A 25,919-nucleotide genomic window follows, 5' to 3' on the forward strand; every position below is an offset into this window, starting at 1 on the left:
TGGAACCCGGCGCCCACCCGACGCGACAGCCGGGCCCTCCGCGTGCACTGGCACAGAAAAAGCCGCACCCCACAGACGCAGAGTCCCCGTCAGTAAACCGACGAGGACTCATGAACGATCGAGGCTAACAGAGTCAGCACCCGACGTTCCTGTGCGGTGAGGGCGGCAATCTTCTCCGACGTTCCGGAGACGGACGGGTGTACCTGATCGAGCGCGGCGCCGATGATGTCATCGGCCAGTGAATTGGCGAGGTAGGTCCCACCGGCGGCCACGGCGTGAATAGCCGCCATGATCGTGGCGCGGCTTCCTGATTTCACCCCCAAGCCGCGCACACCGAGGCGCAATGCGCCCATGACGGAATCCCGGTCCCATTGGTCCGCGAAGGCTACGATCGGAATCCGAGGGGAAACGGAAGTTACCCGTTCGATCCTGTCGAGCACGCGATAGTCATCGGCTATCACGATGAGATCCGGACGTGACTGGCGGATGATGGTCGTCATCCCGACCGAAGGGAACTCTGTTTCTATGACGTCGAGATGCGCATCCCGGCCGACGAGGGAAATAAATCCCGCCCGGCTGAGTTCGTTCCGGTCGAAGATGATGGTTCGCTTTGTCTTGCTCTTGGATTGTGGGGTATGGTCGGCAATGCTATTCGTCATGAGCGCGGCTCCCCAGACGCGTGACAAACGATCCTGAGTTGGATGTCTCAGGTGAATTCTCGCCGGATGTGACAGCAATTCAACTGTCGCACCAACGGCTTGAGCCCGATGGGTCGGCCGCCGTTCCGTGCCCGCATGGAAGCCCATGCGTGCACGTCCATCCCCTCCCTGGTCTGTCCTTGCGTGTGCCCGTTCCTGCAGACCAGGACGATGCTGGTCAACGAGCCTCTCCATCAAGGGCGGCCAGGGGCACGCCCGATGCTTGTGGCTCGAACGTAAGTGCCCCGTGACGCCAACGGTAGCAACAATCGGCTGACAGTTGCTTGTGATCTTGCTCGCGCGTTGCGCTCATGGCCGTCGCCGAGCCGGCGCACCCGTAGGACTCTCGGCTTCCGCTTTCCTGAGGGGGTGCAATGGATAGGAAAGGGCGGACTCATGCAGCTATCACGCTCTATTGCGTACAACAGCTGCAAAGTTCCTCAATGGCTGCATGTATGACGCTCCTCAAACCCTCGGGTCTCCCGCCGGGCGACCGAACAGCCGCCGCAAAAGCCTCACGTCGACCGGTGGGGAGCCACATGGCTGTCCGGTCGACGCGAGGAGAAGGTGCCGCTGCGGTGGAGAGGCGCCGGCTCATTCCTGGTGTGCCGCGGCCGGGCGCTCGCCTTCCTGCGGGTCCTCCAGTGAATCGGTGTGCGCCGTCCGGGAGTTCCTGGTCCAGTAGTGGTACGCCAGAGCTATGGCAGCAATCGCCAGGGGAATGACGATCACGCCACCGCTGAAGGGAATGAGTACCAGGCACAGGAGAGTGCCGATTCCGGCCAGCACGCGTGCCATTCCCCTGAGCAGCCGCACGCCGGCCGCCATGGCTGCGAGGAACGTCATGATGACCAGTGAATTCGGAACCACGAGCAAGGTCTCCGGGCCCCAGTGGGCGAAGTAGCTGACGACGATGCCCGCTCCCGCATAACCGCCGACGGCGAGTACGGCCACCGCCGGGACGCCCCGGGAACTCACCCGCGCCAACGGAGCGGGAAATGCTCCGTCACGGGCCAGGGCATAGCCCAGACGCGACGTGGCGGCCACGAATGCGTTCGCCGTTCCCAGCGCGATCAGCATGGCGATGACAGCGGTCATCACCCCGACCGGACCACCGAATCCGTTGGCCAGGAGACGGGCGATGACCGTGCGGTTCACCTCGTCGTCGCCATAGGTTCCGGTGCTGATCGTCGCGACGACGACACCGACGTAGAGCGCGGTGATGATTCCCACGCTGATCATCGTGGAACGGGGGACGTCCCGCACCGGGTCGCGAAACTCTTCGGCGAGATGCGTGATGGCTTCCCATCCGAAGAAGGCGAAGAAGATGACGACGGCCACGCTGCCCACTTCGGCCATGCCGTGGGGGGCGAAGGGCGTCCAGCTCGCGGCGGTGAACCGTGGGATGGAGACCAGGAATGCCAGGAGCAGCATGGTGGCGACGGTCGCGGCGAACACGAGTTGCAGCCGGCCGCTGATCTTGATGCCACGGAGATTGGAGACCGTGGCGACGGTGATGATCAGCCCGGCGACCAGAAACGTCGCTCCGCGGGACAGGCCCAAGTAGGAGGACCCGTAGTACGCGCCGGTCAGCGCGACCAGGGTCTGTGCCGTGGCGGCGGCGATGAAATAGAACCAGCCGATCACCGTGCCGGCCATGGAGCCGAAGGCCTGGGTGACAAAGGTGGCCGCACCGCCGGCGTTGGGGTAGCGGCTGGCCAGCGCCGCCAGGGTGAGGGCCAGCGGAATGCCGAGAACCGCGTCGAAGACCCAGGCCACGATGGACGCCGGTCCTGCCCGGGTGGCACTGATGGCCGGCAGCAGCAGCACCCCGGCCCCGACGATGGCGCCGACGTAGAGGGCCACGCCCTGCGTGACCGTGATCGTACGACGTAGTGACTGCGTCAACGCCTTTCCTTCCCCAACCGCCGGTTCTGCAAGGGAGCGTAGGCGGGTGCCGCCAGGGAAGTCAACACTTACAATGGGAGTTAATGAGTGTCGCCTACTGTGCTTGAGAGGCAGGCCATGGATGCCGAACGCACACCCCTGCCCCCCGGAGTCGCCCTCCTCCACGCCTTCCTCAACACTCTCGATCTGCGCTCTTTCGTCCGTCATGGAAAGCCGCACCAGGGGGGTGAGCGACTCTCCACACCGGCGGAACTCGTCTCATGGCTCCATGAACAGGGCCTGCTGGGAGCCGATGTCCCCGCCGACGAGAAGGATCTGACCCGTGCGCATCAGCTGCGGACGCAACTGCGCACATCCCTCGAGCGGGCCGAACCCGCCGGCCCGGCCGCCGGCCGGCCGACGCAGGGCGTCCGGCTCGGCTTCCGGCTCGGCGTGGCACCCGGGCAGCCACCCGTTCTGACTCCGGCCGGAACCGGTGTGGACAGTGCGCTCGAGGGCATTGCGCTCCGTGTCGTCGACGCGGTCGCGTCCGGCACCTGGAACCGGCTCAAGATGTGTGAGGCCCCTGACTGCCGGTGGGTCTTCTACGACGGGTCACGGCCGGGGAGAGGCCGCTGGTGCTCCGCCGACCTGTGTGGAAACCGTATGAAGACGCGCGCCTATCGAGAGCGGCACCGGTGACGGATGGCCGTGCCCCCGGTCGTGTGTCCGAGTGCGTACCCGATCGCGCCCACGAAGCCGTACCCGGCGCCGGACCCTCGTGGCGCACGGACCCTCAAGCCGTGTCCCGCACCGCCCGGGAGAGGATGCGCAGCCCCTCGTCCAACTCCTCCGGCGTCACGGTCAGCGGCGGCAGCAGTTTGACGACCTCGCTCCGCGGGCCCGAGGTCTCGATGAGCAGCCCCAGCTCGAAGGCGCGGGCAGCGATCTTCGTCGCCCGGTCCTTGTCGGCGAACTCCAGACCCCAGACCAGGCCACGGCCGCGGTAACCGGCAGCGCTCCGCGGATGCTCGTCGCAAATCGCGCCCAGCGCCTGCTCGACCTGCTCGCCGCGGGCCAGGGTCTGCTTCTCCATCTGGCTGTCGTTCCAGTAGGTGTTCAGGGCCGCGGCGGCCGTGACGAAGGCCGGGTTGTTGCCGCGGAAGGTGCCGTTGTGCTCGCCCGGCTCCCAGATGTCCAGCTCGGGCTTGAAGAGGGCCAGTGACATCGGCAGGCCGTAACCGCTGATGGACTTGGAGACGGTGACGATGTCCGGCACGATGCCCGCCTCCTCGAAGGAGAAGAAGGGGCCGGTGCGTCCGCAGCCCATCTGGATGTCGTCGACGATCAGCAGCATGTCATGGCGCTCGCACAGGTCGGCCAGGCCACGCAGCCACTCCGGGCGGGCGACATTGATGCCGCCCTCGCCCTGGATCGTCTCGACGATCACGGCGGCCGGATGGTTGAGGCCGGAGCCCTGGTCCTCCAGCAGCCGCTCGAACCACAGGAAGTCCGGCACCCGGCCGTCCAGATAGTGGTCGAAGGGCATCGGGGTGCCGTGCACCAGCGGGATACCGGCGCCCGCGCGCTTGAAGGCGTTGCCCGTCACGGCGAGCGCGCCCAGTGACATGCCGTGGAAGGCGTTGGTGAAGGAGACGATCGCCTCGCGGCCCTTGACCTTACGGGCCAGCTTCAGCGCCGCCTCGACGGCGTTGGTTCCCGTCGGCCCCGGGAACATGACCTTGTACGGCAGGTCGCGCGGACGCAGGATCGTGTGCTGGAACGCCTCCAGGAAGGCCCGCTTGGCCGTGGTGGACATGTCCAGGCCGTGGGTCACGCTGTCGCGCTCGATGTAGTCGATCAGAGCCCGTTTCAGCACCGGGTTGTTGTGACCGTAGTTCAGGGAACCCGCCCCGGCGAAGAAGTCGAGGTAGGTGCGGCCGTCCTCGTCGTACATATGGCTGCCCCGCGCGCGGTCGAAGACGGTCGGCCAGCCGCGGCAGTAGCTGCGCACCTCCGATTCCAGGGTCGCGAAGATATTCGGCTCGGGCGGGGTTCTGGTCACGGCGGGCTCCTGGGTGGTGAGTGGCGTGGGGGAGAAGAGTTGTGGAGCCGACCGCCTGGCGGCGGTGCGTCGGCTCAGGAGGAGGCGCTCGTCGGTCGGCTCTCCGGGGGCGCGAAGACGACCACGACACGCAGGTCATCGGTGATGTCGGTGAATCGGTGGGGTACTTCCGCGGGGACGTACGCAACAGATCCCGGTCCGACCGGGCGGCGCTCGTCGCCCGCCACCATGGTGGCCCGGCCGGCGAGCACGACGTAGAGCTCGTCCTCGGCGTGCGGCTGTTGCGGATCATGCTCGTCAGCCGCCAGCCGGTAGACCCCGGCGCTCATGTCCGGCACCCGGAGGAACTCCAGATACCGCTCGCCCGCGGGCTCCCGTTCTCCGTCGTCTGGCTCGAAAACCTGGAATCGGCGGTCATTCGGCACGTTGGTGACCTTCATATCCGGAGGGACAACTCACTGTGGTAGCCGGTGAAATGTTCTGTTCCCGCAGCATTCTCGGCCGCTGGATAGAAACCTTCGAAGAAATCGACGTAGTCGCTGCACAGCGCCCGTAGTACGGGGGCGATCTCGCGTCCCAGCTCGCCTGCCGCCTCCCGGACTCCCACGGCGGTCATCATCGTGGTTTCCGCCGTCGCGAGCGCCGACAGCGCGGCGGCGAGCCGGCTGTGCCGCATGGCCTCCCGGACCTGGTCGATGACCGTACGGGGGTCGTCGCCCCGGTCGGACTGCCAGAGAATCACGCGCACCGACTGGCAGCCGATGACCCGCCGTCGTGGCACCAGCTCCAGGGGGGCGTCGTCCAGGCGTCGTTCGGTTTTCCGAAACGGCACGGTCCAGCGGGACAGGTCCTCCTCCGGGACCGGATTCACCAGCGGACCGTCTCCGCTGAGGTCCCAGGACCAGGCCAGGATGTGCAGCGGGGCTTCCTCATCCGCCACGCGGCGCAGCATCACACGGCTGCCGGTGGTGAGCCGCAAGCGGGTGAGCGTGACACCGCGTTCTTCGGCGGTCGAGGAGAAGGTGAGGGGAACCGGCTGGAGTTCCCGCGTGACCTCACGCAGCACGGTGAAGGGCTGCGGGCCCGTCAGACCGTACTCATCGGACGACGGGCCGCTCGCGGTTGCCGCGAACTGGTCGAATCCGCCGCGGGACAGCAAGGGCATGGTATTTCCTCCGCAGATAGGGGCGACATCGAGCGAATGCCGGGGGAGATGGCTACGGCTTTTCCGTCAGCGGTTTCCCGGGGCGTAGCGCAGCCAGCAGAGCCGAGCCCGCGAGAACCGCCACCGGGATGAGAACAGCGGTACCGAGGAAGGGCAGCAGCGGCAGATACGCTGCCAGAGCCGCCACACCCAGGCCGCGCCGGCGGCCGTCGCTCGCGCGGACGGCCGCGGCGGCCACGGTGAGAAAGACCGCGCAGGCCATGGCGTTCGGCACCGCGAGGGCGTCCGTGGCGGACAGCTGACCGCCCTGCACCAGAGCGACCCCCGCCATGGCCACGGCACCCAGCACGGCCGCGGCCCCGCCGACCGCCCGGCCGGACTGGGGGCGACTGCTCGTCAGCCCTGCCGCCAGCTGCGCGGCGCCGCGAATGTTGTTCACACAGAAGGACACAGCGACCAGCGCCAGGCCCGCGGCCACCGCACGGCCCGGCCCGCTCCCGCTCAGTTCCGGCAGGGCCAGACCCGCGACCGTACGGTCCGTACCGACCGACGGCGCCGCCCACAGCACACTCCCGTACAGGATGCCGACGGCGGCCACGCCTCCGAGCGGGCCCAGCAGACGCCGCCTGCCCGTGGCCGGAGCCAGCCGCGAGGCCGCCTCCCATCCGACCACGACGAAGAACTGGAGCGCTGCCGCCTGCCCGACCGGGACCAGCCCCCCGGCGGATGGGGAGGCCGGTCCCGGTACGGGGCCCGACCCCAACGCCAGGGCCGCGACCAGGAGGACCAGGATCGCGCCGAACACCACCAGGGGCGCCGCCTTTCGGCTCGAGGGTGCCAGCGCCACGGCGAGCGCGAGGACCCCCGCCGCCGCCCATCCGATGAAGCCGCCCGCGCCCGCCCCGCCCTGGTCCGGCCCCAGTGCCTGGGCGAGGAAACCGGCGGCCACCAGCGCGACCACGATCTGACCCGCCGTGATGCCGAGGACGTAGTAGCACCGGATCGCCCGGCCCTGTACCTCTCCGAGCACCTCGTCGGTCAGCGGGACGGCTCCCTTGCCGGCACCGGGAGCCTGGGCGGCGCTGGTCAGGGCCGCCACCAAAAGGGCGCCCGCGACAATGTGGTAGCCCCACCCGAGCAGTGCTTCCGTGCCATGGGCGGCCTTGGCCGTCCAGGGCAGAAAGAGCGCGCCCACACCGAGGACGTTCACCGCCAGTGCCGGCCCGGGCCGAGTGGGCACGCCGGTCATTACCGCTCCTGGAACAGACGTCGGTAGCCCTGGGCGATGTGCTGCCCGCCCGGGACCAGGGCCTGCCCCTGCTCCGGCCACGCGACGCCGTCGAAGGTGACGGCCATGCCCAGTTGTTCGCCGACGTGCCGGGACCAGACGGGCATGAGGGGCGCCGACACCGCGGCCACGACTCCGAGCAGTTCGGCGTGGGACGCCAGCACCGCCGCGGCGTCCGGCCGTTCGGCGGGCGGGGTCTCCCGGTACTGCCGCAGATCCTCGGATGCCCGGGTCACCGCATCGGTCAGCCGTGAGGCGGCACCCCGGAGCGAGAAGTCGTCCGGCTCGAGGGCGCCGGCCATGTCCTCGGGCAGCTGTTCGGCGAGGCTCCGCACGGCGGCCGGCCAGTCAGCGCGGTCGGTCCCGGGCACCACCGAACCGTGCTCCTGCGCCAGCAGGGAGACGACCGAGGCGGCCCAGTCCTCCAGCTGCCCCACGAGGAGCGTGTTGACCGTACGGTCGAAGTCGGCCAGCCGGAAGTCGGTCTTCGCCTCCTCCGGCGCGGTCAGGCACAGATGGAGCCGGACCGCGTCCGAGGGCACCTCGCGCAGGAAGTCGAATCCCCAGATCGCATGGCCGCGACTGGTGGAGAATTTGTCGCCCTCCAGCGTGTAGAACTCATTGCTCATCACATATTTGGGCGTGATGTAGTCGCCGAGTCCCAGCAACAGAGCGGGCCAGAGCACCGCGTGGGAGAAGCTGCAGTCGAAACCGATGAAGTGGACCAGCTCGGTCTCCTGGTCCTTCCACACCTTCTGCCACTCATCGGGCTTTCCGAGCGCGGTGCCGTGTGCGGCTGTCGCGGCGATATAGCCGAAGATCCCGCTGAACCACGTGTCGAGAACATGGCCCTCCCACCCTTCCAGTGGGACGGGAATGCCGTAGTCAGCCTCGCGGCTGATCGGGACCACCGGCAGACCGTGTTCGATCATGCCCTTGCAGAATTCGAGCACCCGCTTCCGCCAGGGGCTCTCGGCGTAGAGGGCCGACAGCCGCTCCGCGAAGGGCGCCAGCGGCACGACCAGCCGCGGGGCGCTGCGGAGCTCGGGCTCGCCGCCGCAGGTCACGCAGTGTCCGTCCACCACGCCCCCGGGCTCCTGCGGGTAACCGCACTCCTCGCAGTACGTCCCGTCGCTGGGAGCCGCGCAGAAACGGCAGCGGCCGCGGATGTACGCCTCGTAGATGAAGCCGTCACAGGTGCGGCAGTACGTCGTGGGCAGCTCCTGTTCGGTGATGACGCCGTTCTTCCAGAGCTGCAGAAAGTGCTCGTGCACCAGGGAGTCGTGCTTCGGCTCCCGGTGCGGGTGTTCGTAATAGTCGGGCAGCATGCCGGCCAGGGCGAGCGTCTGCTCGATACGGCTGGTGTAGCGGAAGGCGGTCGTGCGTGCGTCCCAGCCCAGTTCGGTGCCCCGGCGCGGCACATAGCAGGAGTGGTCGTCCGTATAAGCGACGTAGCTCACGGGGACACCACGCGCCACGAGGTAACGGCGCAGTACATCGGCCCCCATGAAAGGTCCTGAAAGGTGTCCCAGGTGGAGGTCACCGTTGGGATTCGGCGGAGCGCAGGTGATCAGTACCTTCTTGGACATGGGTGTGTCGTCCTTTCCACACAAAAAAGGGGCGGCCTTCGGATGCGCTACTCGGCGCGTCGTTGATCGGCCGTACGCAGGGGAATGGCCGCGGAGGCCGGCGCGGTCCGGGGGTGACCCCCGTTCTCGGCAGGCCTGCTGACGACCTGTCCCGCGGGGACGCGGGAACGGCCGGGGAGCGAGGTCATCACCACGGCCTTGGCGCCGATCATGCTGTCCGTGCCGATCTCTACGGGGCCCAGGACGCACGCTCCCGTACCCACGACCACACCGTCTCCGATCGTGGGGTGGCGCTTGGCGCCGGCTCCGCGCGTCGCGTCGTGCCACCATCCCACCGAGCCGAGAGTGACCAGGTGGTACAGCATGACGTCGTCACCGATACGGACCGTTTCGCCGATCACCACTCCGCACCCGTGGTCGATGAAGAACCGCCGGCCGATACGGGCTCCGGGGTGGATGTCGATGCCACCGGAGACGAAGCGGCCCAGCATGGAGACGGCCCGGGCGGCGACCCGGTGGTCCCGGACGTACAGCGAGTGCGCGGCGCGGTACAGCCACAGAGCGTGCAGATGCGGATAGAGCAGCACCTCGAACGGGCTCGTCACGGCCGGATCCTTGTCGCAGACGACCTGGACGTCCTCGCGGGCGCGCCGCAGCGCCGTCCGCAGGGCGCCGCTCTTCCGCGGTTCTCGGCCACCTTCCTTCTCGGATCTCGTCCTGGTGAATCGCCAACGGGACAGTGGAGTCATGTCGATGCCCTACATATGCCGGTAGCGCCGGCTGATCGGTCGGGGCTCTCCGGCCGCGAAACGGCCTGGGCGGTAGGGGACGAGTTCGGGTTGCTCCGCACCCGACGCCAGTTCGGCGGCGACGGCACGACCCACCGCCGGGGCCGTCTTGAAGCCACCACCGTTGAATCCTGTGGCGAGATAGAGCCCCGGGTGTCGGGCCGTGGGGCCGATGAGAGCGCGGCCGTCGGGCGTGTAGGCCTCGCAGGCCAGGGCAGCCGCGGTGACCGGGGCGGTCATGATGCCCTGGAGGCGGGGCGCGGCGAGTCTCCGCCCCGCGGCGATCTCCTCCGGACGTACGGGTGCGTGGTCCGCTCCCTGCCGGCCGTCGAGCGGGACCCGGAACAGCAACCGGCCGGGCCCGTCGGGACGGAAGTACGTCCCCGCGGTGTCGTCGATGACCATGCACAGACCGTCCGCGCCGGGGATCGTCGAGGAGTCCGCCACCGCCCAGCCGACCTGCTGTGTGCGGAGCGGCAGACCCGCGGCGCCCGGCGAACCGGTGCCGTCGCCGGCGGCGGGAAGGACTCCCGCCCTCGCGCAGAGCGCGGCGGATCCCGTACCCGCGGCGACGACGGTGTGGTCCGCGAGGACCGTTTCGCCGTCCATGACCGCCCCGGTGATCCGGTCATCCGTACCGCACAGCTCCGCGTCGGCCCGGCCTGTCACGACCACGGCACCGCGTGCGCGTGCGCGCTCCACCAGTGACGCGGTGGTGAGCGCCGGATCCGCGTAGCCGCTGCGGGGCTCGTAGGCGACCGCCCCCACCCCGTCGAGGTCGAGAGCCTTGTGCAGGGGAGCGAACTCATCGGGCGTGAGCACGGTGGTCTCCACCCCGAGACCGGTCAACTCCGCGACGGCGCCGGGCAGAAGACCGGCGTGCTCCTCGTCGACGAGGAACGCGAAGCCGGTACGCCGGAATCCGCAGTCACCGCCGATGAGGTCCGGCCAGTGCTCGAAGGTCTCCATGCTGAGCGCGGCCAGCCGGGCGTCGTGCGGATCGCTGTGGTGCATACGCACCTGGCCGGCCGAATTGCCGGTCGCGCTCCGCTCGAAGGCTCCGGCCCGGGACAGCAGCGCCACGCTCACACCCGCCGCCGCGAGGTGGTAGGCGATACTCGCGCCGACCACCCCGTCGCCGATGACGGCGACGTCGGCTGTCCGGGCCATCAGGAGGCCTTTCGGGGGCCGGCGGTGAACTCGAGCGGCAGGTGGCGCAGACCGCGGAAGGAGAGGTTGGGCTGCCATTCGAGCTCGCCGTCGCCCAGCCGCAGATCGCCCATGCGCCGCAGGATGGTGGCGAAGGAGAGCTCGCCCATGATGCGGGAGATCTCCGCACCCGGGCAGTAGTGGATGCCATGGCTGAAGGACAGGTGCCGGTTGTCGGCGCGGGTGATGTCCAGCTTGTGCGGCGCATCGTAGGCGTTCGGGTCGCGGTTGGCCGCGCCGAGCATCACCAGCACCTTGTCGCCCTTGGCGATCCTGGCGCCCCGGATGGTCATGGGCTCCGTGGCCATGCGGCCCACCAGGTGCAGCGGGCCGTCGTAGCGCAGGAACTCCTCCACGGCCGAGGGCATGAGGTCCGGCTGCGCGCTGAGGAGCGCCATCTGGTCCGGGTTGCGCACGAGGGCCAGCAGGCCGTTGCCGATCAGGTTGAGGGCGGTCTCCAGACCGGCGAACATGACGACGATGCAGGTGGCGACCAGGTCGTCGCCCTCCAGCGGGTTCTCGTCACGCCCGACCAGCGAGGACAGCAGGTCCTCCTGCGGTTCGGCCCGCTTGCGCTCGCCGAGGTCGGTGAAGTACTCGCGCATGGCCAGCACGGCGTTCTGACCGCGCTCCAGGTCGGTGATCGGGACATTCGCCCCGCCGGCGTTGATGGCGGCGACGAAATCGGCCGTCCAGTTCTTGACCTTGTTCCGGTCCGCTTCCGGAATACCGATGAGTTCGGAGTTGAGGATGACCGGCAGATGGTAGCCGAGGTCCTGGATTCCGTCGCACTCGCCGCGCTCGATCACGCCGTCGATGAGGTCGTCGACGACCTTCTGGATCTTCGGGCGCATCTGGTTGGAGAGCCGGACGCTCATCCCCCGCTGAACGGGGCGGCGCAGCCGGGTGTGGCGGGGCGGGTCGTTGTAGAGCATCATCCGCCGACGCATATCCGCCCACGCCTGGAACCTGGTCTCCTCGCTCTCGCTGAGGTGGCCGAGGAAGGCCGAGGTGCGGTCGGAGGAAAGCTTCTCGGGATGGTTCAGAGCCTCGAGCACATCGTCATTGCGCAGCAGCAGCCACGACCCCAGATGCTCGTTCCACCACACCGGTTCCTTTTCCCGGATGACGTCATAGACGGGGTAGGGGTCCGCCATGATGTGGGGCTGCAACAGGTCGTTGTACGACTGTGTGTCCGTCACCTTCGCAGAAGTCGACACTTCTTCTCCCATCGTTACGGCTCTTTACGGCTCGACGGTGTCTGCGGAATTCGACGGCTGTGCACCCGGCTGTGCACCCCACCACAGAGAGAGAAAGACGAACGGCTCGTCGCTGTCGTTCCTCAGCAAGTGCTTCTCATGCGGCGGAATGAAGAGTGTGTCGCCGAACTTGACGATGCGCCGCTCCCCGGAAATCTCGATCTCTCCCGATCCCGAGATGACATAGAACAGCTCCGACTCACCGTCGGGGTTGATGTGCTCGGTCATCGTGGACTTGGGAGGAACGATCACCCAGGCTCCGCCCTCGTACGGCTCGTCGGCGCCGTCGAACCGCGGCAGACGCTGTGCTTTGGTGTTGTAGGACGGCTCGAACGTCAGGTCCGCCGGCTCCCAGCTGTGAATGTGCATCCCTTTTTCCTCTTCCTGGGTCAGGGCACGAGCGCTTTACTGAGGCTGTCCGCGACGGCGGCGGCGCGCAGTGAGACGAGGCTGAACGATCCGGCGTCACCGAGGCCGTGAGTGGTCTCGCAGAGCCCGTTCAGGTAGATGGGCGGAAGCTCCTCGCCCGGGCCCGGCAGCACGCGGTAGTCCCGGCCGATCCGTGCATGCCGCAGGGGAGTGCGCCCGACGAAGGGCTGAATCGGGGAGAGCAGGCCCGGCAGGAAGTTCTCGCCCTCCTCGTCCGTCAGATCGATGAATCCGGTGGCCACGATGACGAAGTCCGCCTCGAAGGAGCTGACGCCGCCGAGATGGCGCTCGCACAGCTCCAGGGTGACGCCGGTCTCCCCGCACCGGGCATCCAGGATGTCGGTGTTGCGGACCAGCTGGATCTGGTAGTCACCGTCCAGGTGCTGCTCATAGAGCTTGGCGTGATAGGCGGTGAGGACGTCCATGTCGGCGGCCGAGTAGTTCGTGTACCGGAGCTGACGGTCCAGATCCGCCTTCGATTCTGCGGAGGCATCGAAGTAGTAGTCGATGTAGTCGGGGAAGAAGACCTCGGCCGTGAACGGGCTGAGATCCTTCTGCCGGTATCCGAAACCCCTCAGGACATTGGTGATGCGGCTGTTCGGGAACCGCTGCGCCGCGTCAAGGCATATCTCGGCCGCCCCCTGGCTGCCGCCCACGACAGCGATACGCGCGCCGGGGACCGCGGCTATCTCGTCGACCCGGTTCAGATACCGCGTGTAGTGGAAGACCCGGTTGTCGTCGAGCCCCTTGAGCGGGGGCGGGAAGTAGGGCGGGCGCCCCGGGGCGACCACCACCGAACGGGAGCGGATCCGCCGGCCGTCCACCAGCCGCACTTCGGCGCCACCGCCATCCGGGAGCAGCTCGACGCTCTCCGCCTGCTTCCCGTACTGCACCTGATCGTCGAACTGACGGGCAGCCCAGGTGACATAGCGCGCATAGTCCTTGCGCAAGGGGAAGGGCAGATTCAGATTGAGGAACTCGAAGAGCCGGCCCTCTTCGTGCAGATAGTTGATGAAGCTGTACCGGCTCCGGGGGTTCCGCGGGGAAACCAGGTCACGGACCGGGTGGTGCTGGATATCGGATCCGCTGAGCAGCATCCCCGCCTGCCAGGCCGGGGAGTCCTGTCCTTCGATGAACGTGACGTTCAGATCGGGGTGAAGTTCCTCCAATGCGATTGCGAGCGCGATGTTGGAAGGACCGAAGCCGACTCCGATCACATCTGCATCAAAAGATCCCATTCAGGGGTCCCCCATCCGCTTGAAGATATTGCCAGGCCCCATCAAGCTCTCGACCGCAGTAACTCTACGAGTCCGGATTTGGCCCCGTCTTCGTTCTTATGAGGCGGATCAGGTCAACTCCTGAAGCGACTACCGGCGGATACGGGTCCACCACCGTCGAGCAACGGCCGCCGAAATCTCCCTCAGGAGTGGAGGAGGCCGGTGTACGGAAGGGCGCGGGCACCCGCCGAGGAGAGTGCGGAGCGCGCGGGCCTCCGCGACTGTCCTGGTCGCACTCCTCGACGAGCGGCGGTGACAGCACGATTCGCCATGGACACGGGACGGGGGCCGGGAAGCCGGATGTCTCCGGTGCGGTCGTGGGGCATGCGGTCGCTGTACAGCTGTACATTGGCAGCCTCGTCCGCACATGGGCAGCCTCTCCCGCCGTCGGCGAGAGCGATCCGGAACAGCGATCCGGAGGTGTCCGGCTATGCCGCAGGTGAAAGACCCTCACCAGGGGGTGCACAGCGAGCAGGGCGCCCTGCGGGGCGAGCATCCGGGCAGATCGCGGGACCCGGTGATCAAGGCAGTCGATCTGGCCTGGCTGGAGTTCACCAAGCCCGATCTGGACTCGGCGGAGGTCTTCGCCCAGGATTTCGGCTTCTCCGTGGCCCTACGGACCCCCGAGCGGCTCCATCTGCGCGGGACTCGTCCCGGGCCGCCGTGTCTGGTGATCCGGTGCGGCCCGGTCTCCCGGTTCACCGGCCCGGCGTTCCGCGCTGCCGACCGCTCCGACCTCGACCGGCTGGCCCGTGCAACCGGCAGCCGGGTGTACGCCCTGGCCGAGGAATGCGGCGGCCATGGGGTCACCCTGCGGTGCCCCTCGGGTTTTCCCGTACGCGTCGTGCACGGCCGGCGCGAGCTGCCGGAACTGCCCGGCCAGCGGCCGCTTCCCCTGAACATCGGCCGCGCCCCCGTACGGGTCAACGCCCCCCAGCGGCCTGCCCGGGAGCCCGCGCGGATCGAGCGCCTGGGGCATGTGGTCCTCCAGACTCCGTGGTTTCGCAGGGCGCTGGACTGGTACCTGGACACCCTCGGACTGATCGTCAGCGACTTCCTCTTCCTCCCCGGCCGGCGCGACCGCGGACCCACCATGGCCTTCCTGCGCTGCGACCGGGGCGGCGAGCCCGCCGACCACCACACCCTCGCCATGCACCTGGGGCCGGGGACGGGATATGTGCACTCCGCGTACCAGGTCGCGGATCTGGACGCGCTGGCGGCGGGCGGCGCATACCTCGCCGAGCGCGGCTACCGGCGCTCCTGGGGCATCGGGCGGCACATCCAGGGCAGCCAGATCTTCGACTACTGGCGCGACCCGGACCGGCTGATGCTCGAGCACTTCACCGACGGCGACCTCTTCGACTGCGGCGTCGAGCCGGGCTGGGCGCCGATGTCCGCGTCCGGCCTGGCCCAGTGGGGGCCGCCCGCCACGCGCGACTTCCTCGGTACCGCGCCCTCCCGCGACCGGCTCCGCAGCGCGCTCGCGGCCTTGCGCGAGGACAACGAACTCGATGTCGCCCAGTTGCTGGGCCTGTTGAAGGCGATGAGCTCGTGAGCATTGATGTGATCCGCAGCGCCGACGGGTGGTGGGTGGCGCGCGACGGGCACGGCGTCCGTGTCGAGACCGCGGGGACCACCACCGCCGAACTCCTCGCCGACCGCGCCGCGGTCGGCAAGGCCGCCGACCGTATCGCGGGAGCGGAGGACACCGCGGACCGGGTCCCGGTCGCGGAGCTGGATGTGCTCTCGCCGGTGACCGCTCCGTGCCGGCTGGTGGCGCAGATGGTGAACTACCGCAGCCACGCCCGGGACGCGGGCTTCGGTGACGACGTGCCGCCCACCTTCTTCCGCAAGTCGTCCGGCTCGATCAGCGGCCCCCGCGACGACATCCTCCGGCCGCCGCACGTACGGCTGCTGGACTACGAGATCGAGCTGGGCCTGGTGATCGGGGCGGAGCTGCCGACGGGCGTCGAGGTGACCCGGGCCGACCTCCCCCGCTACGTCGCGGGGCTGGTCGTGGCCAACGACGTCAGCGCGCGCGACATCCAACTCGTCCAGGGGCAGTTCTACGAGGCCAAGTCCTATCCCACCTTCACCCCGACCGGCCCGCACCTCACCCTGTTGGAGCCGCAGGAGTTCGACCGGCTGATCGATCTGCGCCTCCAACTGTCGGTGAACGGGGTGCTGCGCCAGGACCGCACCCTCGCCGACATGATCGTGCGCCCCGCGCGCGCTCTGAGTCTGCTCGCGCGCTTCCAGCAACTGGGCCCCGGCGACCTGCTGTTGACCGGGACACCGGGCGGCACGGCGCTCAAGGCCCCGCCGAAGCCCGTCGAGAAGCTGGGAGCGCTGCTGCCGCCGCGGGTGCGGTGGAAGACGTTCTTCGCGCGGGCGGAGAAGAACCCCGCGTATCTGCGCCACGGCGATGTCGTCACGGCTCGTATCGCCACTCCGGACGGCGCGCTGGACCTGGGGGAGCAGAGGACGATGGTACGGGGCCCGAGCTGACGGCCCCGGGCGCCCGCCCGTGCCGACCGGGCCCGTTGGCATCACTCCCGTGCCGACCGGGCCATCGGTGTCACTCCCGCGCGACCGGGCCCCTTCGGTGTCACTCCCGCGCCGACAGGCGCCCGTCGGCGTAATTCCGCGCAGCGAAGGCTCACTTCCGCCGCATCCGTCACCGGCCGTCACCGGTCCCCGCTGCCTCCGGCACCGGGTCCGCCGCGTCGCGCAGCGCCGCGAACGCCGAGCGCAGCAGCCGCTCCGCCGTGGTGGGGGTCTTCTCCCGTTCGGACAGCGCGGCGTAGGCGGCCAGCGCGCTCCGCATCGCCCCGGCGAAGGCCCGCGCCAGCACGCCCGTACGGAGCCGGACGTCACGGTCGTCGCCGGCCCGGGACGCCAGGCGCTCGGCGAGGACCACTTCGATGCCGTCCTCGAACTGCACCAGGAGGGTGACGGCGCTCTGCTTCGGGACGGGAAGGTTCCGCGCGGGCGGGCCACTGAAGAGCACGCCCGGGTCGCCGTGCTCGGCGAGGGTGTTCAGTATGGCGTTCAACACCGCGGCCGGGTCGGACTCTTCGGCGGGGCGGGCGCGGATGTGCTCCTGGAGCAGGGGGATCAGGTCGAGGATCTCGCCACGGATGAGGTCTTCCTTGGAAGGGAAGTAGCGGAAGAAGGTCCGTTCCGTCACGCCCGCGGCCGATGCGATGTCGCGCACCGTCGTCCGCTCGTAACCGCGCTCCTCGAACATCTGGTGGGCAGCCCGGTGCAGCGCCTGCCGGGTTGCCTCCTTGTGCTGTTCCCGTCGCCCCAGCTGTGCCATGCGGTGATTATCCCTTCGCCAGGCCGTGGTTGAGCCCGGCCGGTGTGGCGTACGCCTCACTCGAACAAATCTGTCATGACTGACACTTGGAGTACCGTGTCAGGCATGACAGTTTTACGGGTGCGGCCTCGGCGGAAGGTCGCCGTACTGGCGGTGGCCCTCGTACTGGTGGGGCTCGGCGTTGCGGAGACGGTGACCCGCAGTCAGCTCAGTGGGCGGTTCACGGATCGGCTGAGCGAGAGGCTGCACGCGGACGCCGACGTGGACCTGGGTGTCACCCCCGTCCTGGTGCGGCTCGCCCAAGGCTCCATTCCCGAGGTGCGTGTGAGTGCGGAGGGCGCCACGTTCCGGCAGTTCTCCGGTCTCTCCTTCCAAGCCGAGCTGGACAGCGTGCGTCGCGCGAACGGGCGGCTGGCGATCGGCCGCACGCAGGTGCGGGCCCTGGCGTCCGAGGCAGCGCTCACCGACTCGGCCGGTCGCATCGCGCGCGGCGGCGGAGGAGGAGGCGGCCTGGCGGGCGGTGCGGGTGCGGAGGGCGGCGCCATGGCGGTGATGTCGGTGCCCGAGCAGGACGCGCTCGTCCTGCAGGCCGGACCCAAGGGCGGCATCGAGCTCGGCATCCGCCCGGAGCTGGACGGCGACACGATCCGCCTGAAGCAGGCGGGTGCGACGTTCCGGGGCACTCCGCTGCCTCCGGCGCTCACCCAGCGCCTCACACAGCGGATCCCCGACTCCATCCCCCTCTCCGACCTCCCGCTCGGCCTCGAGCCCGAATCGCTCGAGGTGACCAGCGGCGGCGTCCGCGTGGGCCTCAAGGGTGACCACGCGACCGTCAAGAGCTGAATCCCCTGAATCCCCGGACATACGCCGGAACTGACGTTTCGTCATTTCGGCGCGGCGTCGGAACGCGCTCCCACCGACCGGACACGACCCCGTACCCCGACGCCGGCGACCCCGGGCCGCTCCTTCTCCCCCGAGGGCCCGACTCACCACCGTCACACCGCCATACCGTTCGAGGAGCCTCTCCGTGGCAACCCTGCTCTACCGGATCGGGCGTGGCGCCTACCGCCACTGCCGATTGGTCCTGACCCTCTGGCTGGTCACCCTCGCCGTCGTCGCCGGCTGTGCCGGCGCGTTCGGCAGCCGGCTCGACAACGACTTCACCATCCCGGGCTCCGAGTCCCAGCGGGCGCTCGACTCCATGGCCGAGAGCTTCCCCGCGGCTGCGGGCACCAGTGCGCAGCTCGTCTTCAGCGCACCCGAGGGCACGCGGGTCATGGACCAGCGGTACGCCGCCGCCCTGGAGAAGACGTTCGCCGCGGCGGGGAAGGCCCCCGAGGTGGCCGCCGTCGTCCGGCCGCAGCAGGCAGGCACGGTCTCGAAGGACGGGACCACGGCGCTGGCCCAGGTGAACTACCCCGTCGACCGCTCGGCCCTGGACGAGGACACCCTGGACGCGCTGGAGCGCACCGTCGCACCCGCCGAGGAGGCCGGGCTCACGGTGGCCGTCGGCGGCCAGGCGTACGGCAATGGCGTGGTGTCGGTCAGCGCCCTCGAACTGCTCGGTGTGGTGGTGGCGCTGGCCGTCCTGGCGCTCACCCTCGGCTCGCTGCTCGCCGCGGGGATGCCGCTGCTCAGCGCGTTCGTCGGGGTGGCGGTCGGGCTGTGCGGGCTGCTGGCGCTCTCGTCGGCGGTCAGCGTCTCCTCGACGGCCCTGACGCTCGCGCTGATGCTCGGGCTCGCGGTCGGAATCGACTACGCGCTGTTCATCCTCTCCCGGCACCGCGGCCAGCTCGCGCGGGGTATGGACCCGCGGGAGTCGGCCGCGGTGGCCAACGGTACGGCGGGCAGCGCCGTTGTCTTCGCCGGGGCCACCGTGGTCATCGCGCTGGCGGGCCTGTCGGTGGTGCGCATCCCGTTCCTGACCGTCATGGGGCTCAGCGCCGCGGGTGCCGTCGCCATCGCCGTGCTGGTGGCGACCACGCTGCTGCCCGCCGTGCTCGGCCTCGCGGGCGGGCGTCTGGCACCCGGGCCGGGTTCGCGTGCGGCGCGCCGGGCCGAGCGTGAGCGCGCCGCCGAAGCCGAGGAGTTGTACGGGAAGCCGGCGGCCGGCGACGGGGCGGCGGATTCGGGCGTTCCGGCGGCCGGGGCGGAGGGCGCCGCGACGGTGGCCGACGGCCGTCCGGCGGACGCGGCGGCCGCCACGGGCGGCGAGCGCTGGACGCGTCTGGTCATCCGCAGGCCGCTGGTGACCGTGATGGCCGTGGCCGCCGCGCTTCTGACGGTCGCCGTGCCCGCCATGGATCTGCGGCTCGCCCTCCCCGACAACGGCGGCGCGGCCGAGGACACCTCGCAGCGCAGGGCGTACGACACGATCACGGACGCTTTCGGCGCGGGCTTCAACGGCCCGCTGCTCGTCCTCGTCGAGACCGGGACGCCAGGCGCGGGCGGAGAGCGGACCGCCGGGGGGATCGCGGGCCAACTGCGTGACCTGCCCGGCGTATCCGCCATGGGGAAGCCCCAGTACGACCCGGAGTCGGGTGACGCGGTGGTCCAGATCGTGCCCGGGGGCGGCCCTCAGGACGAGGCCACCGAGGAGCTGGTGCAGCGCATCCGTGACCGGGTCCCCGGCATGGAGCGGGAGTCCGGCGCCGAGATCTCCGTGACGGGCACCACCGCGGTCGGTATCGACGTCTCGGACCGGCTGAGCGAGTCGCTCGTTCCCTTCGCCGCCGTCGTGGTCGGGCTGTGTCTCGTGCTGCTCCTGCTGGTGTTCCGTTCCGTCGCCGTGCCCGTCAAGGCGACGCTGGGCTTTCTGCTGTCGGTCGCCGCGTCATTCGGTGCCGTGGTCGCGGTCTTTCAGTGGGGCTGGCTCGCCGACCTGCTCGGGGTGGCGCGCACAGGCCCCGTGGTGAGTTTCCTCCCGGTCGTTCTCATCGGTGTCCTCTTCGGCCTCGCGATGGATTACGAAGTGTTCCTCGTCTCCAGCATGCGTGAGGAATGGATACGGACGGGGCAGGCCCGGAAGGCCGTTGTGCTGGGCGCCCGCCGGGCGTCGCGCGTGGTCACCGCGGCAGCGCTCATCATGTTCTTCGTCTTCGCGAGTTTTGTGACGACGGAGGACACCTTTGTGAAACCGATCGCCTTCGCGCTCGCCTTCGGCGTACTCGTCGACGCATTCCTGGTCCGTATGACCTTCGTACCCGCCGTACTGGCGCTTGTGGGCCGTGGTGCCTGGTGGCTGCCGCGTTTTCTGGACAGGCTGCTGCCCGACCTGGACATCGAGGGAGAACGGCTCCACACGGTGGGGCAAAAGAATTCCGGGGGAAATGCGGAAGGTGGAATTCCGAATTCCGCCGAATCGGCTGTTCGCGGTGGCGAGTAGCCGGAATTTACCATTCGATTAACTGGGCCGCACTGCTGTGTGACGGAATTCTCGGCCCATGAAGTTGAATATGCGAGTCCGTCACGTAAATGCTTCAAACTTCACTTGACTCTCATTTGTGTCGGGTGTCTTATTGCCGGAAGGGTGACCGGGCGGTGGCTGTGTCCATCGGTCCCGGGCCTTCCGGTTTCTTTGTTTGTCGCCCAAGGAATTCTCTCGATTTTTGCGGGGCGGTCCAGCCCTGCCCGAAAGGAAGTCCGTGATGCGCACCGAAGGAATAACCACGCCGATTCGCCCCGTGGGTCTGCGCGCCGCGGCCAGACCCGTGCTCACGGGTTCCGCGCACGCCCTGCCCGGCATCGGCATACGCCAGGACGAGATCTGGAAGGAGTTCTTCGAAGAGCACTACGACGGCGCGCCGTTGGCCCACCGCATCTTCGAGAGCTCGGGAATCACCACCCGCCACACCGCCGTCGATCCGCGCTCCGAACGCGACGTCCCTTCCTGGAGCACGGGGCAGCGGATGGCCCGGTACATCACCGAGGCGCTCCCGCTCGGCCGACAGGCCGTCACGGGAGCGCTCGACGCGGCGGGCCTGAAGCCCGCCGACGTCGGCATGCTGGCCGTCGCGTCCTGTACGGGCTACACCACGCCGGGGCTCGACCTGCGGCTCGCCGACGAGCTGGGCATGAGCAGCACCGTGCAGCGCCTGTTCATCGGGCACATGGGCTGCTACGCGGCCGTGCCGGCCCTCGGCGCCGTGTCCGACTTCGTGGCCGCGCGCGGACGCCCGGCCGTGCTGTTGTGCTGTGAACTCACCTCGCTCCACGTCCAGCCGGCCACCAGGGACATGGAACAGATCGTGGCCCACGCGCTGTTCGCCGACGCCGCCGCCGCGGTCGTCATCGAGCCGGACGACGGCCGGTCCTCCGGCGGCGGCGCGGCGAGCGGGGGCCTGGAGGTCCTCGACCTGGTCGCCGTCACCGACCACAGCTCGGCCGCTCTGATGACCTGGGAGATCACCGACCTCGGTTTCCGCATGGGCCTGTCGGCCAAGGTGCCCGCCGTGCTCGCCGAGCACGTCGGCGACGTCGTGCGCGACAGGCTGCTCGCGCCTCATGGCTACACCCCCGCCGATGTCCAGGGCTGGGCCGTGCACCCCGGAGGCCGCCGCATCCTCGAGGTGGTCGGGGAGCAGCTGGAGCTCTCCGACGAGGCGCTGCAGTCGTCGTACGACGTGCTCGACGAGTGCGGCAACTGCTCGTCCCCGACCGTGCTGCTGGTCCTGGAGCGGCTCCCGAAGACCGAGGGCCCCGTCGTCGCCATGGCGTTCGGTCCCGGCCTGACCCTCTACGCGGCGCTGCTCCACCGCTCCTGACCGGACACCCGGCACGAAGAGCACGACGAGCACGAAGAGCCCACCCACGTCACGGAAGGACCCACCCCACATGACCGCCACCCCCCGCCCCAGACCCGAGCCCGTCTTCGTCACCGGCACAGGCCGCTGCGGCTCCACGCTCGTCTCGGACCTGCTGCGCGACCACCCGGCCGTACTGAGCCTGTCGGAGCTGTTCCTGCACCTCACCGACACTTATCGGCTGCCCTCCGCCGCGTTCCCCGAAGGGAAGCTGACCGCCGCGGAGTTCCAGGAGATCCTCGCCGCCCGCCACCGGGTCAACAACCTCCTCATCGAGCACCGGGTGGCGCCGAAGGAGACCCTCTACCCGCTCACGGGCGAGGCCCGCTTCGGCCCCGCGACCGGCGTGCCCGCCATTCTCATGACCACCCTGCCGCACCTCAGCGACGACCCCGACGCGCTCTTCGACGAGATCACCGAGGCGGTCGCCGGGTTCCCCGACGCGTCCGCCGCCGACCACTACACCCGGCTGTTCGGCTGGCTCTGCGCACGTCTGGACAAGCGGATCTGGGCCGAGCGCAGCGGCGGTTCGCTCATCCTGGCGACGCGGTACCAGGAGATGTTCCCCGACGCCAAGTTCGTGCACGTCCTGCGCGACGGCCGGGACTGCGCCCTGTCGATGAGCCGTCACCACGGCTTCCGGATGGCCGCCGTCGTCATGGCCATGGGCTTCACCCTCGGCGAGGACCCCTACGCCGCCGAGGACCTGTCCCGCCTCGACCTGGACTTCCTCCCGGAGGAGCTGCACAGCCTCCTCCCCGACCGCTTCGACCCCGCCGCCTTCCGCAGGTACGACATCCCCGCCTCCCTCTTCGGCGCTTACTGGGCGGACGAGATGGAGCGCGGCATGCAGGCGCTCTCCTCCGTTCCGGAGGACCGGATCCTGCACCTGTGGTACGAGGATCTGCTCGCCGAGCCCGCCGAGTGCGTCGGGCAGCTGATCGACTTCATCGGGCCCCAGTACGCCGACCCCGCCTGGGTGGAGCGCAGCGTCGCCAGGATCGGAACCCCCACCGTGTCCTGGAGCGACCTGCCGGACGGCGAGCGCGAGGAGCTGGACGACGCCTGCCGCAGGGGCTTCGAGACCCTGGCCCGTCACGGCTTCGCCCCCCGCGCCCGGCACGCGTCCGCCCTCCACACGTCAACGGCCGGCTGAGGAGCGCCGGATGACCGGGCTGCAACAGAGCGAACGCGGCGCCACCGTCTGGCTGACCGGGCTGCCCAGCGCGGGCAAGAGCACGGTCGCCCAGGAAGTGGCGGCGTCGCTGCGGGACATCGGCCGGCGCGTGGAGGTGCTCGACGGGGACGAGGTGCGCGCCTCCCTCTCCGCCGGGCTCGGCTTCACGCGCGAGGACCGGGACACCCATGTACGGCGCATCGGGTTCGTGGCCGAGCTGCTCGCCTCGCACGGGGTGACGGTGCTGGTGCCCGTGATCGCCCCCTACGCGGACAGCCGGGAGGCCGTGCGCAAGCACCACGAGGCCAACGGCACGGCCTACCTCGAAATTCATGTGGCCACGCCGCTGGACGTGTGCAGCGAGCGCGACGTCAAGGGGCTCTACGCGCGCCAAGCGGCCGGCCGGCTCTCGGGCCTGACCGGCGTCGACGACCCGTACGAGACGCCGGAGGCACCGGATCTCCGGCTGGAAACCCGGGCAACGACCCCGCGGGACTCCGCGGAGCAGGTCCTCGGCCTGCTCGGAGAGAGGAGGGTCATATGAGGACGCTGACCGCGACGCACCAGGTGTCGCACCTGGACACGCTGGAGTCGGAGGCGGTGCACATCTTCCGTGAGGTCGCCGGGGAGTTCGAGCGTCCGGTGATCCTCTTCTCCGGTGGCAAGGACTCCATCGTCATGCTGCACCTGGCGCTCAAGGCCTTCGCCCCGGCGCCGGTCCCGTTCGCCCTGCTGCACGTGGACACCGGGCACAACTTCCCCGAGGTGCTGGACTACCGGGACCGGGTGGTGGCCGAGCACGGGCTGCGGCTGCATGTGGCCTCCGTGCAGGACTTCATCGACAGCGGACGGCTCCGGGAGCGCCCGGACGGGACCCGCAACCCGCTGCAGACCCTGCCGCTGCTGGAGGCCATCGGGGACCACCGTTTCGACGCGGTCCTCGGCGGCGGCCGGCGGGACGAGGAGAAGGCCCGCGCCAAGGAGCGGGTCTTCTCCCTGCGGGACGAGTTCGGCGGCTGGGACCCCCGGCGCCAGCGTCCGGAGCTGTGGCAGCTGTACAACGGCCGCCACGCGCCGGGCGAGCACGTACGGGTCTTCCCGCTCTCGAACTGGACCGAGCTGGACGTGTGGCAGTACATCGGGCGGGAGAAGATCGAACTCCCGGCCATCTACTTCGCCCATGAGCGCGAGGTCTTCGCGCGGGACGGCATGTGGCTGGCCCCCGGCGCGTGGGGCGGCCCGAAGGACGGCGAAGCGGTGGAGACCCGTCTGGTGCGCTACCGCACCGTGGGCGACATGTCCTGTACCGGCGCGGTGGACTCGGACGCGGTCACCATCGAGAAGGTCATCGCCGAGATCGCCGCGTCCCGGCTGACCGAACGCGGCGCCACCCGGGCCGACGACAAGCTCTCCGAAGCCGCCATGGAAGACCGCAAGCGCGAGGGGTACTTCTGATGAGCACTCCCTCGGGCATCCAACAGGCCGACTTCGGCTCGCTGATGCGCGCCATCGTCGACGAGGCCGGGGCCCTCCTGGCGGAACGCACACGGAAGGGACAGCAAAGGGCCATGCCTTCGACCGCCATGCCGTCGACCGCCACATCTTCGACTACAACAGGTGGCGACACCGCCACCGGCCAGGTCCTCCCGGCGACGTCGCTGCTGCGCCTCGCCACGGCCGGATCCGTCGACGACGGCAAGTCGACGCTGGTGGGGCGGCTGCTGCATGACTCCAAGTCGGTGCTGGCCGACCAGCTGGAGGCCGTCGAGCACGCCTCCCGCAGCCGCGGACAGGAGGGCCCGGACCTGGCCCTGCTGACCGACGGGCTGCGGGCCGAGCGGGAGCAGGGCATCACCATTGACGTCGCCTACCGCTACTTCGCGACCCCGCGGCGCCGCTTCATCCTCGCCGACACCCCGGGCCATGTGCAGTACACCCGCAACATGGTCACCGGCGCCTCCACCGCCGAGCTGGCCGTCGTCCTGGTCGACGCCCGCAACGGCATGGTCGAGCAGACCCGTCGGCACGCCGCCGTCGCGGCGCTGCTGCGGGTACCGCACGTGGTGCTGGCGGTCAACAAGATGGACCTGGTCGGTTATGGCCAGGCCGTCTTCGACGCCATCGCCGGGGAGTTCACGGCCTACGCCTCCTCCCTCGGGATCCCCGGGATCACCACCATCCCGGTCTCCGCTCTGGAGGGCGACAACGTGGTGATCCGGTCGCCGCACATGGACTGGTACGGCGGACCCACCGTGCTGGAGCACCTGGAGACCGTCCCGGTCCTCCACGACCCCACCACCGACCCGGCCCGTTTCCCGGTCCAGTACGTCATCCGCCCGCCCGCCACCCGCTCCCTCCCGCACGGGGCCCGGCCCGGCGCGGCCCTTTCCCCGGCGGCCGCCGAGACCTCCGACCACCGCGGCTACGCGGGCCAGGTCGCCTCCGGCGTTCTGCGCGTCGGCCAGCCCGTCACCGTCCTGCCCTCGGGCCGCGTCAGCACCATCGAGGCGATCGACGCGCTGGGAGACTCGGTGGAGGCCGCATGGGCGCCGCAGTCGGTGACGCTACGGCTGAGCGACGACATCGACGTCTCCCGAGGGGATCTCATCGCCCCGGCGGAGAGCGCGCCGGCCACCACACAGGACCTGACCGCCACCGTGTGCCACCTGGCCGACCGGCCCCTGACCCCCGGCGCCCGCGTGCTGCTCAAACACGCCACCCGCACCGTCAGGGCCGTCGTCACGGACATCTCCTCCCGACTCACCCTCGACGACCTCTCCCAACTCCCCGGCCCCGGCCGTCTGGAGGCCAACGACATCGGCCGGATCACCGTCCACACCGCCCAGCCCCTGCCCGTCGACCCGTACGCCCGCTCGCGCCGGACCGGTTCCTTCCTGCTCATCGACCCGGACGACGGAACCACCCTGACCGCCGGCATGGCGTTCCCGGCAGCGGAGGAGTGAC

23 protein-coding genes are annotated in these 25,919 nt (G+C 69.6%); 10 read left to right on the plus strand and 13 right to left on the minus strand.

Annotated elements, in window-relative coordinates; genetic code table 11:
* Window positions 1–89: 89 nt before the first annotated feature.
* A complete protein-coding gene (locus ACTWQE_RS23645) occupies window positions 90–659 on the minus strand; it encodes a hypothetical protein (RefSeq protein WP_443331040.1) in 570 nt (189 codons plus the stop codon).
* 633 nt (window positions 660–1,292) lie between these two features.
* Window positions 1,293–2,606: an APC family permease gene (locus ACTWQE_RS23650; protein ID WP_443331041.1), complete on the minus strand. Its 1,314-nt coding sequence runs from the start codon at window positions 2,604–2,606 to the stop codon at window positions 1,293–1,295.
* Between the two features lie 117 nt (window positions 2,607–2,723).
* Between ACTWQE_RS23650 and ACTWQE_RS23655 the strand changes: the two genes are divergently transcribed.
* Window positions 2,724–3,287, plus strand: a complete 564-nt coding sequence (locus ACTWQE_RS23655; RefSeq protein ID WP_443331042.1) for a CGNR zinc finger domain-containing protein — start codon at window positions 2,724–2,726, stop codon at window positions 3,285–3,287.
* A gap of 94 nt (window positions 3,288–3,381) precedes the next feature.
* Here ACTWQE_RS23655 and ectB read toward each other — a convergent pair whose 3' ends face one another.
* From ectB to ACTWQE_RS23705, 10 genes are all read right to left on the minus strand, one after another.
* Window positions 3,382–4,650 (minus strand): diaminobutyrate--2-oxoglutarate transaminase, encoded by a 1,269-nt coding sequence (ectB, locus tag ACTWQE_RS23660; protein ID WP_443331043.1) that lies wholly within the window; start codon window positions 4,648–4,650, stop codon window positions 3,382–3,384.
* 74 nt (window positions 4,651–4,724) lie between these two features.
* Entirely contained in the window at window positions 4,725–5,075 is a 351-nt protein-coding gene (locus ACTWQE_RS23665; RefSeq protein ID WP_443331044.1) for a cupin domain-containing protein, read from the minus strand.
* Window positions 5,076–5,086: 11 nt separating this feature from the next.
* Entirely contained in the window at window positions 5,087–5,815 is a 729-nt protein-coding gene (locus ACTWQE_RS23670; RefSeq protein ID WP_443331045.1) for a hypothetical protein, read from the minus strand.
* Between the two features lie 52 nt (window positions 5,816–5,867).
* Window positions 5,868–7,064, minus strand: a complete 1,197-nt coding sequence (locus ACTWQE_RS23675) for a hypothetical protein (RefSeq protein WP_443331046.1) — start codon at window positions 7,062–7,064, stop codon at window positions 5,868–5,870.
* Window positions 7,064–8,692, minus strand: a complete 1,629-nt coding sequence (locus tag ACTWQE_RS23680; RefSeq protein ID WP_443331047.1) for a methionine--tRNA ligase — start codon at window positions 8,690–8,692, stop codon at window positions 7,064–7,066. The genes ACTWQE_RS23675 and ACTWQE_RS23680 overlap by 1 nt, the downstream gene beginning before the upstream one ends.
* Before the next feature lie 47 nt (window positions 8,693–8,739).
* On the minus strand, window positions 8,740–9,441 hold the full coding sequence (epsC, locus tag ACTWQE_RS23685) for a serine O-acetyltransferase EpsC (RefSeq protein WP_443331048.1): 702 nt from the start codon (window positions 9,439–9,441) through the stop codon (window positions 8,740–8,742).
* Window positions 9,442–9,450: 9 nt separating this feature from the next.
* Entirely contained in the window at window positions 9,451–10,650 is a 1,200-nt protein-coding gene (locus ACTWQE_RS23690; RefSeq protein ID WP_443331049.1) for an NAD(P)/FAD-dependent oxidoreductase, read from the minus strand.
* Window positions 10,650–11,909, minus strand: a complete 1,260-nt coding sequence (locus ACTWQE_RS23695; protein ID WP_443331050.1) for a cytochrome P450 — start codon at window positions 11,907–11,909, stop codon at window positions 10,650–10,652. The genes ACTWQE_RS23690 and ACTWQE_RS23695 overlap by 1 nt, the downstream gene beginning before the upstream one ends.
* A 24-nt stretch (window positions 11,910–11,933) precedes the next feature.
* On the minus strand, window positions 11,934–12,317 hold the full coding sequence (locus ACTWQE_RS23700) for a cupin domain-containing protein (RefSeq protein WP_443331051.1): 384 nt from the start codon (window positions 12,315–12,317) through the stop codon (window positions 11,934–11,936).
* 20 nt (window positions 12,318–12,337) lie between these two features.
* On the minus strand, window positions 12,338–13,615 hold the full coding sequence (locus ACTWQE_RS23705; RefSeq protein WP_443331052.1) for a SidA/IucD/PvdA family monooxygenase: 1,278 nt from the start codon (window positions 13,613–13,615) through the stop codon (window positions 12,338–12,340).
* 469 nt (window positions 13,616–14,084) lie between these two features.
* Here ACTWQE_RS23705 and ACTWQE_RS23710 point away from each other — a divergent pair, with 469 nt between their 5' ends.
* Both ACTWQE_RS23710 and ACTWQE_RS23715 read left to right on the plus strand, forming a co-directional pair.
* The gene (locus tag ACTWQE_RS23710; protein ID WP_443331053.1) at window positions 14,085–15,209 is read left to right on the plus strand and encodes a VOC family protein; all 1,125 of its coding nucleotides are present in this window, start codon (window positions 14,085–14,087) and stop codon (window positions 15,207–15,209) included.
* Window positions 15,206–16,162 carry a fumarylacetoacetate hydrolase family protein gene (locus ACTWQE_RS23715; RefSeq protein WP_443331054.1) on the plus strand — a complete coding sequence of 319 codons (957 nt, stop codon included), beginning with the start codon at window positions 15,206–15,208 and terminating at the stop codon, window positions 16,160–16,162. The genes ACTWQE_RS23710 and ACTWQE_RS23715 overlap by 4 nt, the downstream gene beginning before the upstream one ends.
* 169 nt (window positions 16,163–16,331) lie before the next feature.
* Here the strand turns inward: ACTWQE_RS23715 and ACTWQE_RS23720 are convergent, their stop codons facing one another.
* A complete protein-coding gene (locus tag ACTWQE_RS23720) occupies window positions 16,332–16,976 on the minus strand; it encodes a TetR/AcrR family transcriptional regulator (RefSeq protein ID WP_443331055.1) in 645 nt (214 codons plus the stop codon).
* Window positions 16,977–17,081: 105 nt separating this feature from the next.
* Between ACTWQE_RS23720 and ACTWQE_RS23725 the strand changes: the two genes are divergently transcribed.
* The 7 genes from ACTWQE_RS23725 (at window position 17,082) to ACTWQE_RS23755 (ending at window position 25,918) form a co-directional block, all read left to right on the plus strand.
* Entirely contained in the window at window positions 17,082–17,819 is a 738-nt protein-coding gene (locus ACTWQE_RS23725; protein ID WP_443331056.1) for an LmeA family phospholipid-binding protein, read from the plus strand.
* A 184-nt stretch (window positions 17,820–18,003) separates the two neighbouring features.
* A complete protein-coding gene (locus ACTWQE_RS23730; RefSeq protein WP_443331057.1) occupies window positions 18,004–20,361 on the plus strand; it encodes an MMPL family transporter in 2,358 nt (785 codons plus the stop codon).
* Between the two features lie 262 nt (window positions 20,362–20,623).
* The gene (locus ACTWQE_RS23735) at window positions 20,624–21,739 is read left to right on the plus strand and encodes a type III polyketide synthase (protein WP_443331058.1); all 1,116 of its coding nucleotides are present in this window, start codon (window positions 20,624–20,626) and stop codon (window positions 21,737–21,739) included.
* 70 nt (window positions 21,740–21,809) lie between these two features.
* Entirely contained in the window at window positions 21,810–22,934 is a 1,125-nt protein-coding gene (locus ACTWQE_RS23740; RefSeq protein ID WP_443331059.1) for a sulfotransferase family protein, read from the plus strand.
* Between the two features lie 10 nt (window positions 22,935–22,944).
* The gene (gene cysC / locus ACTWQE_RS23745) at window positions 22,945–23,499 is read left to right on the plus strand and encodes an adenylyl-sulfate kinase (protein ID WP_443331060.1); all 555 of its coding nucleotides are present in this window, start codon (window positions 22,945–22,947) and stop codon (window positions 23,497–23,499) included.
* Window positions 23,496–24,410, plus strand: a complete 915-nt coding sequence (cysD, locus tag ACTWQE_RS23750; RefSeq protein WP_443331061.1) for a sulfate adenylyltransferase subunit CysD — start codon at window positions 23,496–23,498, stop codon at window positions 24,408–24,410. Before cysC ends, cysD begins: the two co-directional genes overlap by 4 nt.
* A gap of 128 nt (window positions 24,411–24,538) precedes the next feature.
* The gene (locus ACTWQE_RS23755; RefSeq protein ID WP_443331072.1) at window positions 24,539–25,918 is read left to right on the plus strand and encodes a sulfate adenylyltransferase subunit 1; all 1,380 of its coding nucleotides are present in this window, start codon (window positions 24,539–24,541) and stop codon (window positions 25,916–25,918) included.
* Window position 25,919: the final 1 nt, after the last annotated feature.

This window comes from Streptomyces sp. 8N706, assembly GCF_052245415.1.
GTDB lineage: Bacteria > Actinomycetota > Actinomycetes > Streptomycetales > Streptomycetaceae > Streptomyces.

Excerpts from the sequence above, each read along its gene's own strand:
- ACTWQE_RS23645 (WP_443331040.1), bottom strand. The coding sequence starts at position 659 with ATGACGAATAGCATTGCCGACCATACCCCACAATCCAAGAGCAAGACA.
- ACTWQE_RS23655 (WP_443331042.1), top strand. The coding sequence starts at position 2,724 with ATGGATGCCGAACGCACACCCCTGCCCCCCGGAGTCGCCCTCCTCCAC.
- ACTWQE_RS23670 (WP_443331045.1), bottom strand. The coding sequence starts at position 5,815 with ATGCCCTTGCTGTCCCGCGGCGGATTCGACCAGTTCGCGGCAACCGCG.
- ACTWQE_RS23675 (WP_443331046.1), bottom strand. The coding sequence starts at position 7,064 with ATGACCGGCGTGCCCACTCGGCCCGGGCCGGCACTGGCGGTGAACGTC.
- ACTWQE_RS23680 (WP_443331047.1), bottom strand. The coding sequence starts at position 8,692 with ATGTCCAAGAAGGTACTGATCACCTGCGCTCCGCCGAATCCCAACGGT.
- epsC (WP_443331048.1), bottom strand. The coding sequence starts at position 9,441 with ATGACTCCACTGTCCCGTTGGCGATTCACCAGGACGAGATCCGAGAAG.
- ACTWQE_RS23690 (WP_443331049.1), bottom strand. The coding sequence starts at position 10,650 with ATGGCCCGGACAGCCGACGTCGCCGTCATCGGCGACGGGGTGGTCGGC.
- ACTWQE_RS23700 (WP_443331051.1), bottom strand. The coding sequence starts at position 12,317 with ATGCACATTCACAGCTGGGAGCCGGCGGACCTGACGTTCGAGCCGTCC.
- ACTWQE_RS23705 (WP_443331052.1), bottom strand. The coding sequence starts at position 13,615 with ATGGGATCTTTTGATGCAGATGTGATCGGAGTCGGCTTCGGTCCTTCC.
- ACTWQE_RS23710 (WP_443331053.1), top strand. The coding sequence starts at position 14,085 with ATGCCGCAGGTGAAAGACCCTCACCAGGGGGTGCACAGCGAGCAGGGC.
- ACTWQE_RS23720 (WP_443331055.1), bottom strand. The coding sequence starts at position 16,976 with ATGGCACAGCTGGGGCGACGGGAACAGCACAAGGAGGCAACCCGGCAG.
- ACTWQE_RS23725 (WP_443331056.1), top strand. The coding sequence starts at position 17,082 with ATGACAGTTTTACGGGTGCGGCCTCGGCGGAAGGTCGCCGTACTGGCG.
- ACTWQE_RS23735 (WP_443331058.1), top strand. The coding sequence starts at position 20,624 with ATGCGCACCGAAGGAATAACCACGCCGATTCGCCCCGTGGGTCTGCGC.
- ACTWQE_RS23740 (WP_443331059.1), top strand. The coding sequence starts at position 21,810 with ATGACCGCCACCCCCCGCCCCAGACCCGAGCCCGTCTTCGTCACCGGC.
- cysC (WP_443331060.1), top strand. The coding sequence starts at position 22,945 with ATGACCGGGCTGCAACAGAGCGAACGCGGCGCCACCGTCTGGCTGACC.
- cysD (WP_443331061.1), top strand. The coding sequence starts at position 23,496 with ATGAGGACGCTGACCGCGACGCACCAGGTGTCGCACCTGGACACGCTG.
- ACTWQE_RS23755 (WP_443331072.1), top strand. The coding sequence starts at position 24,539 with ATGCCGTCGACCGCCACATCTTCGACTACAACAGGTGGCGACACCGCC.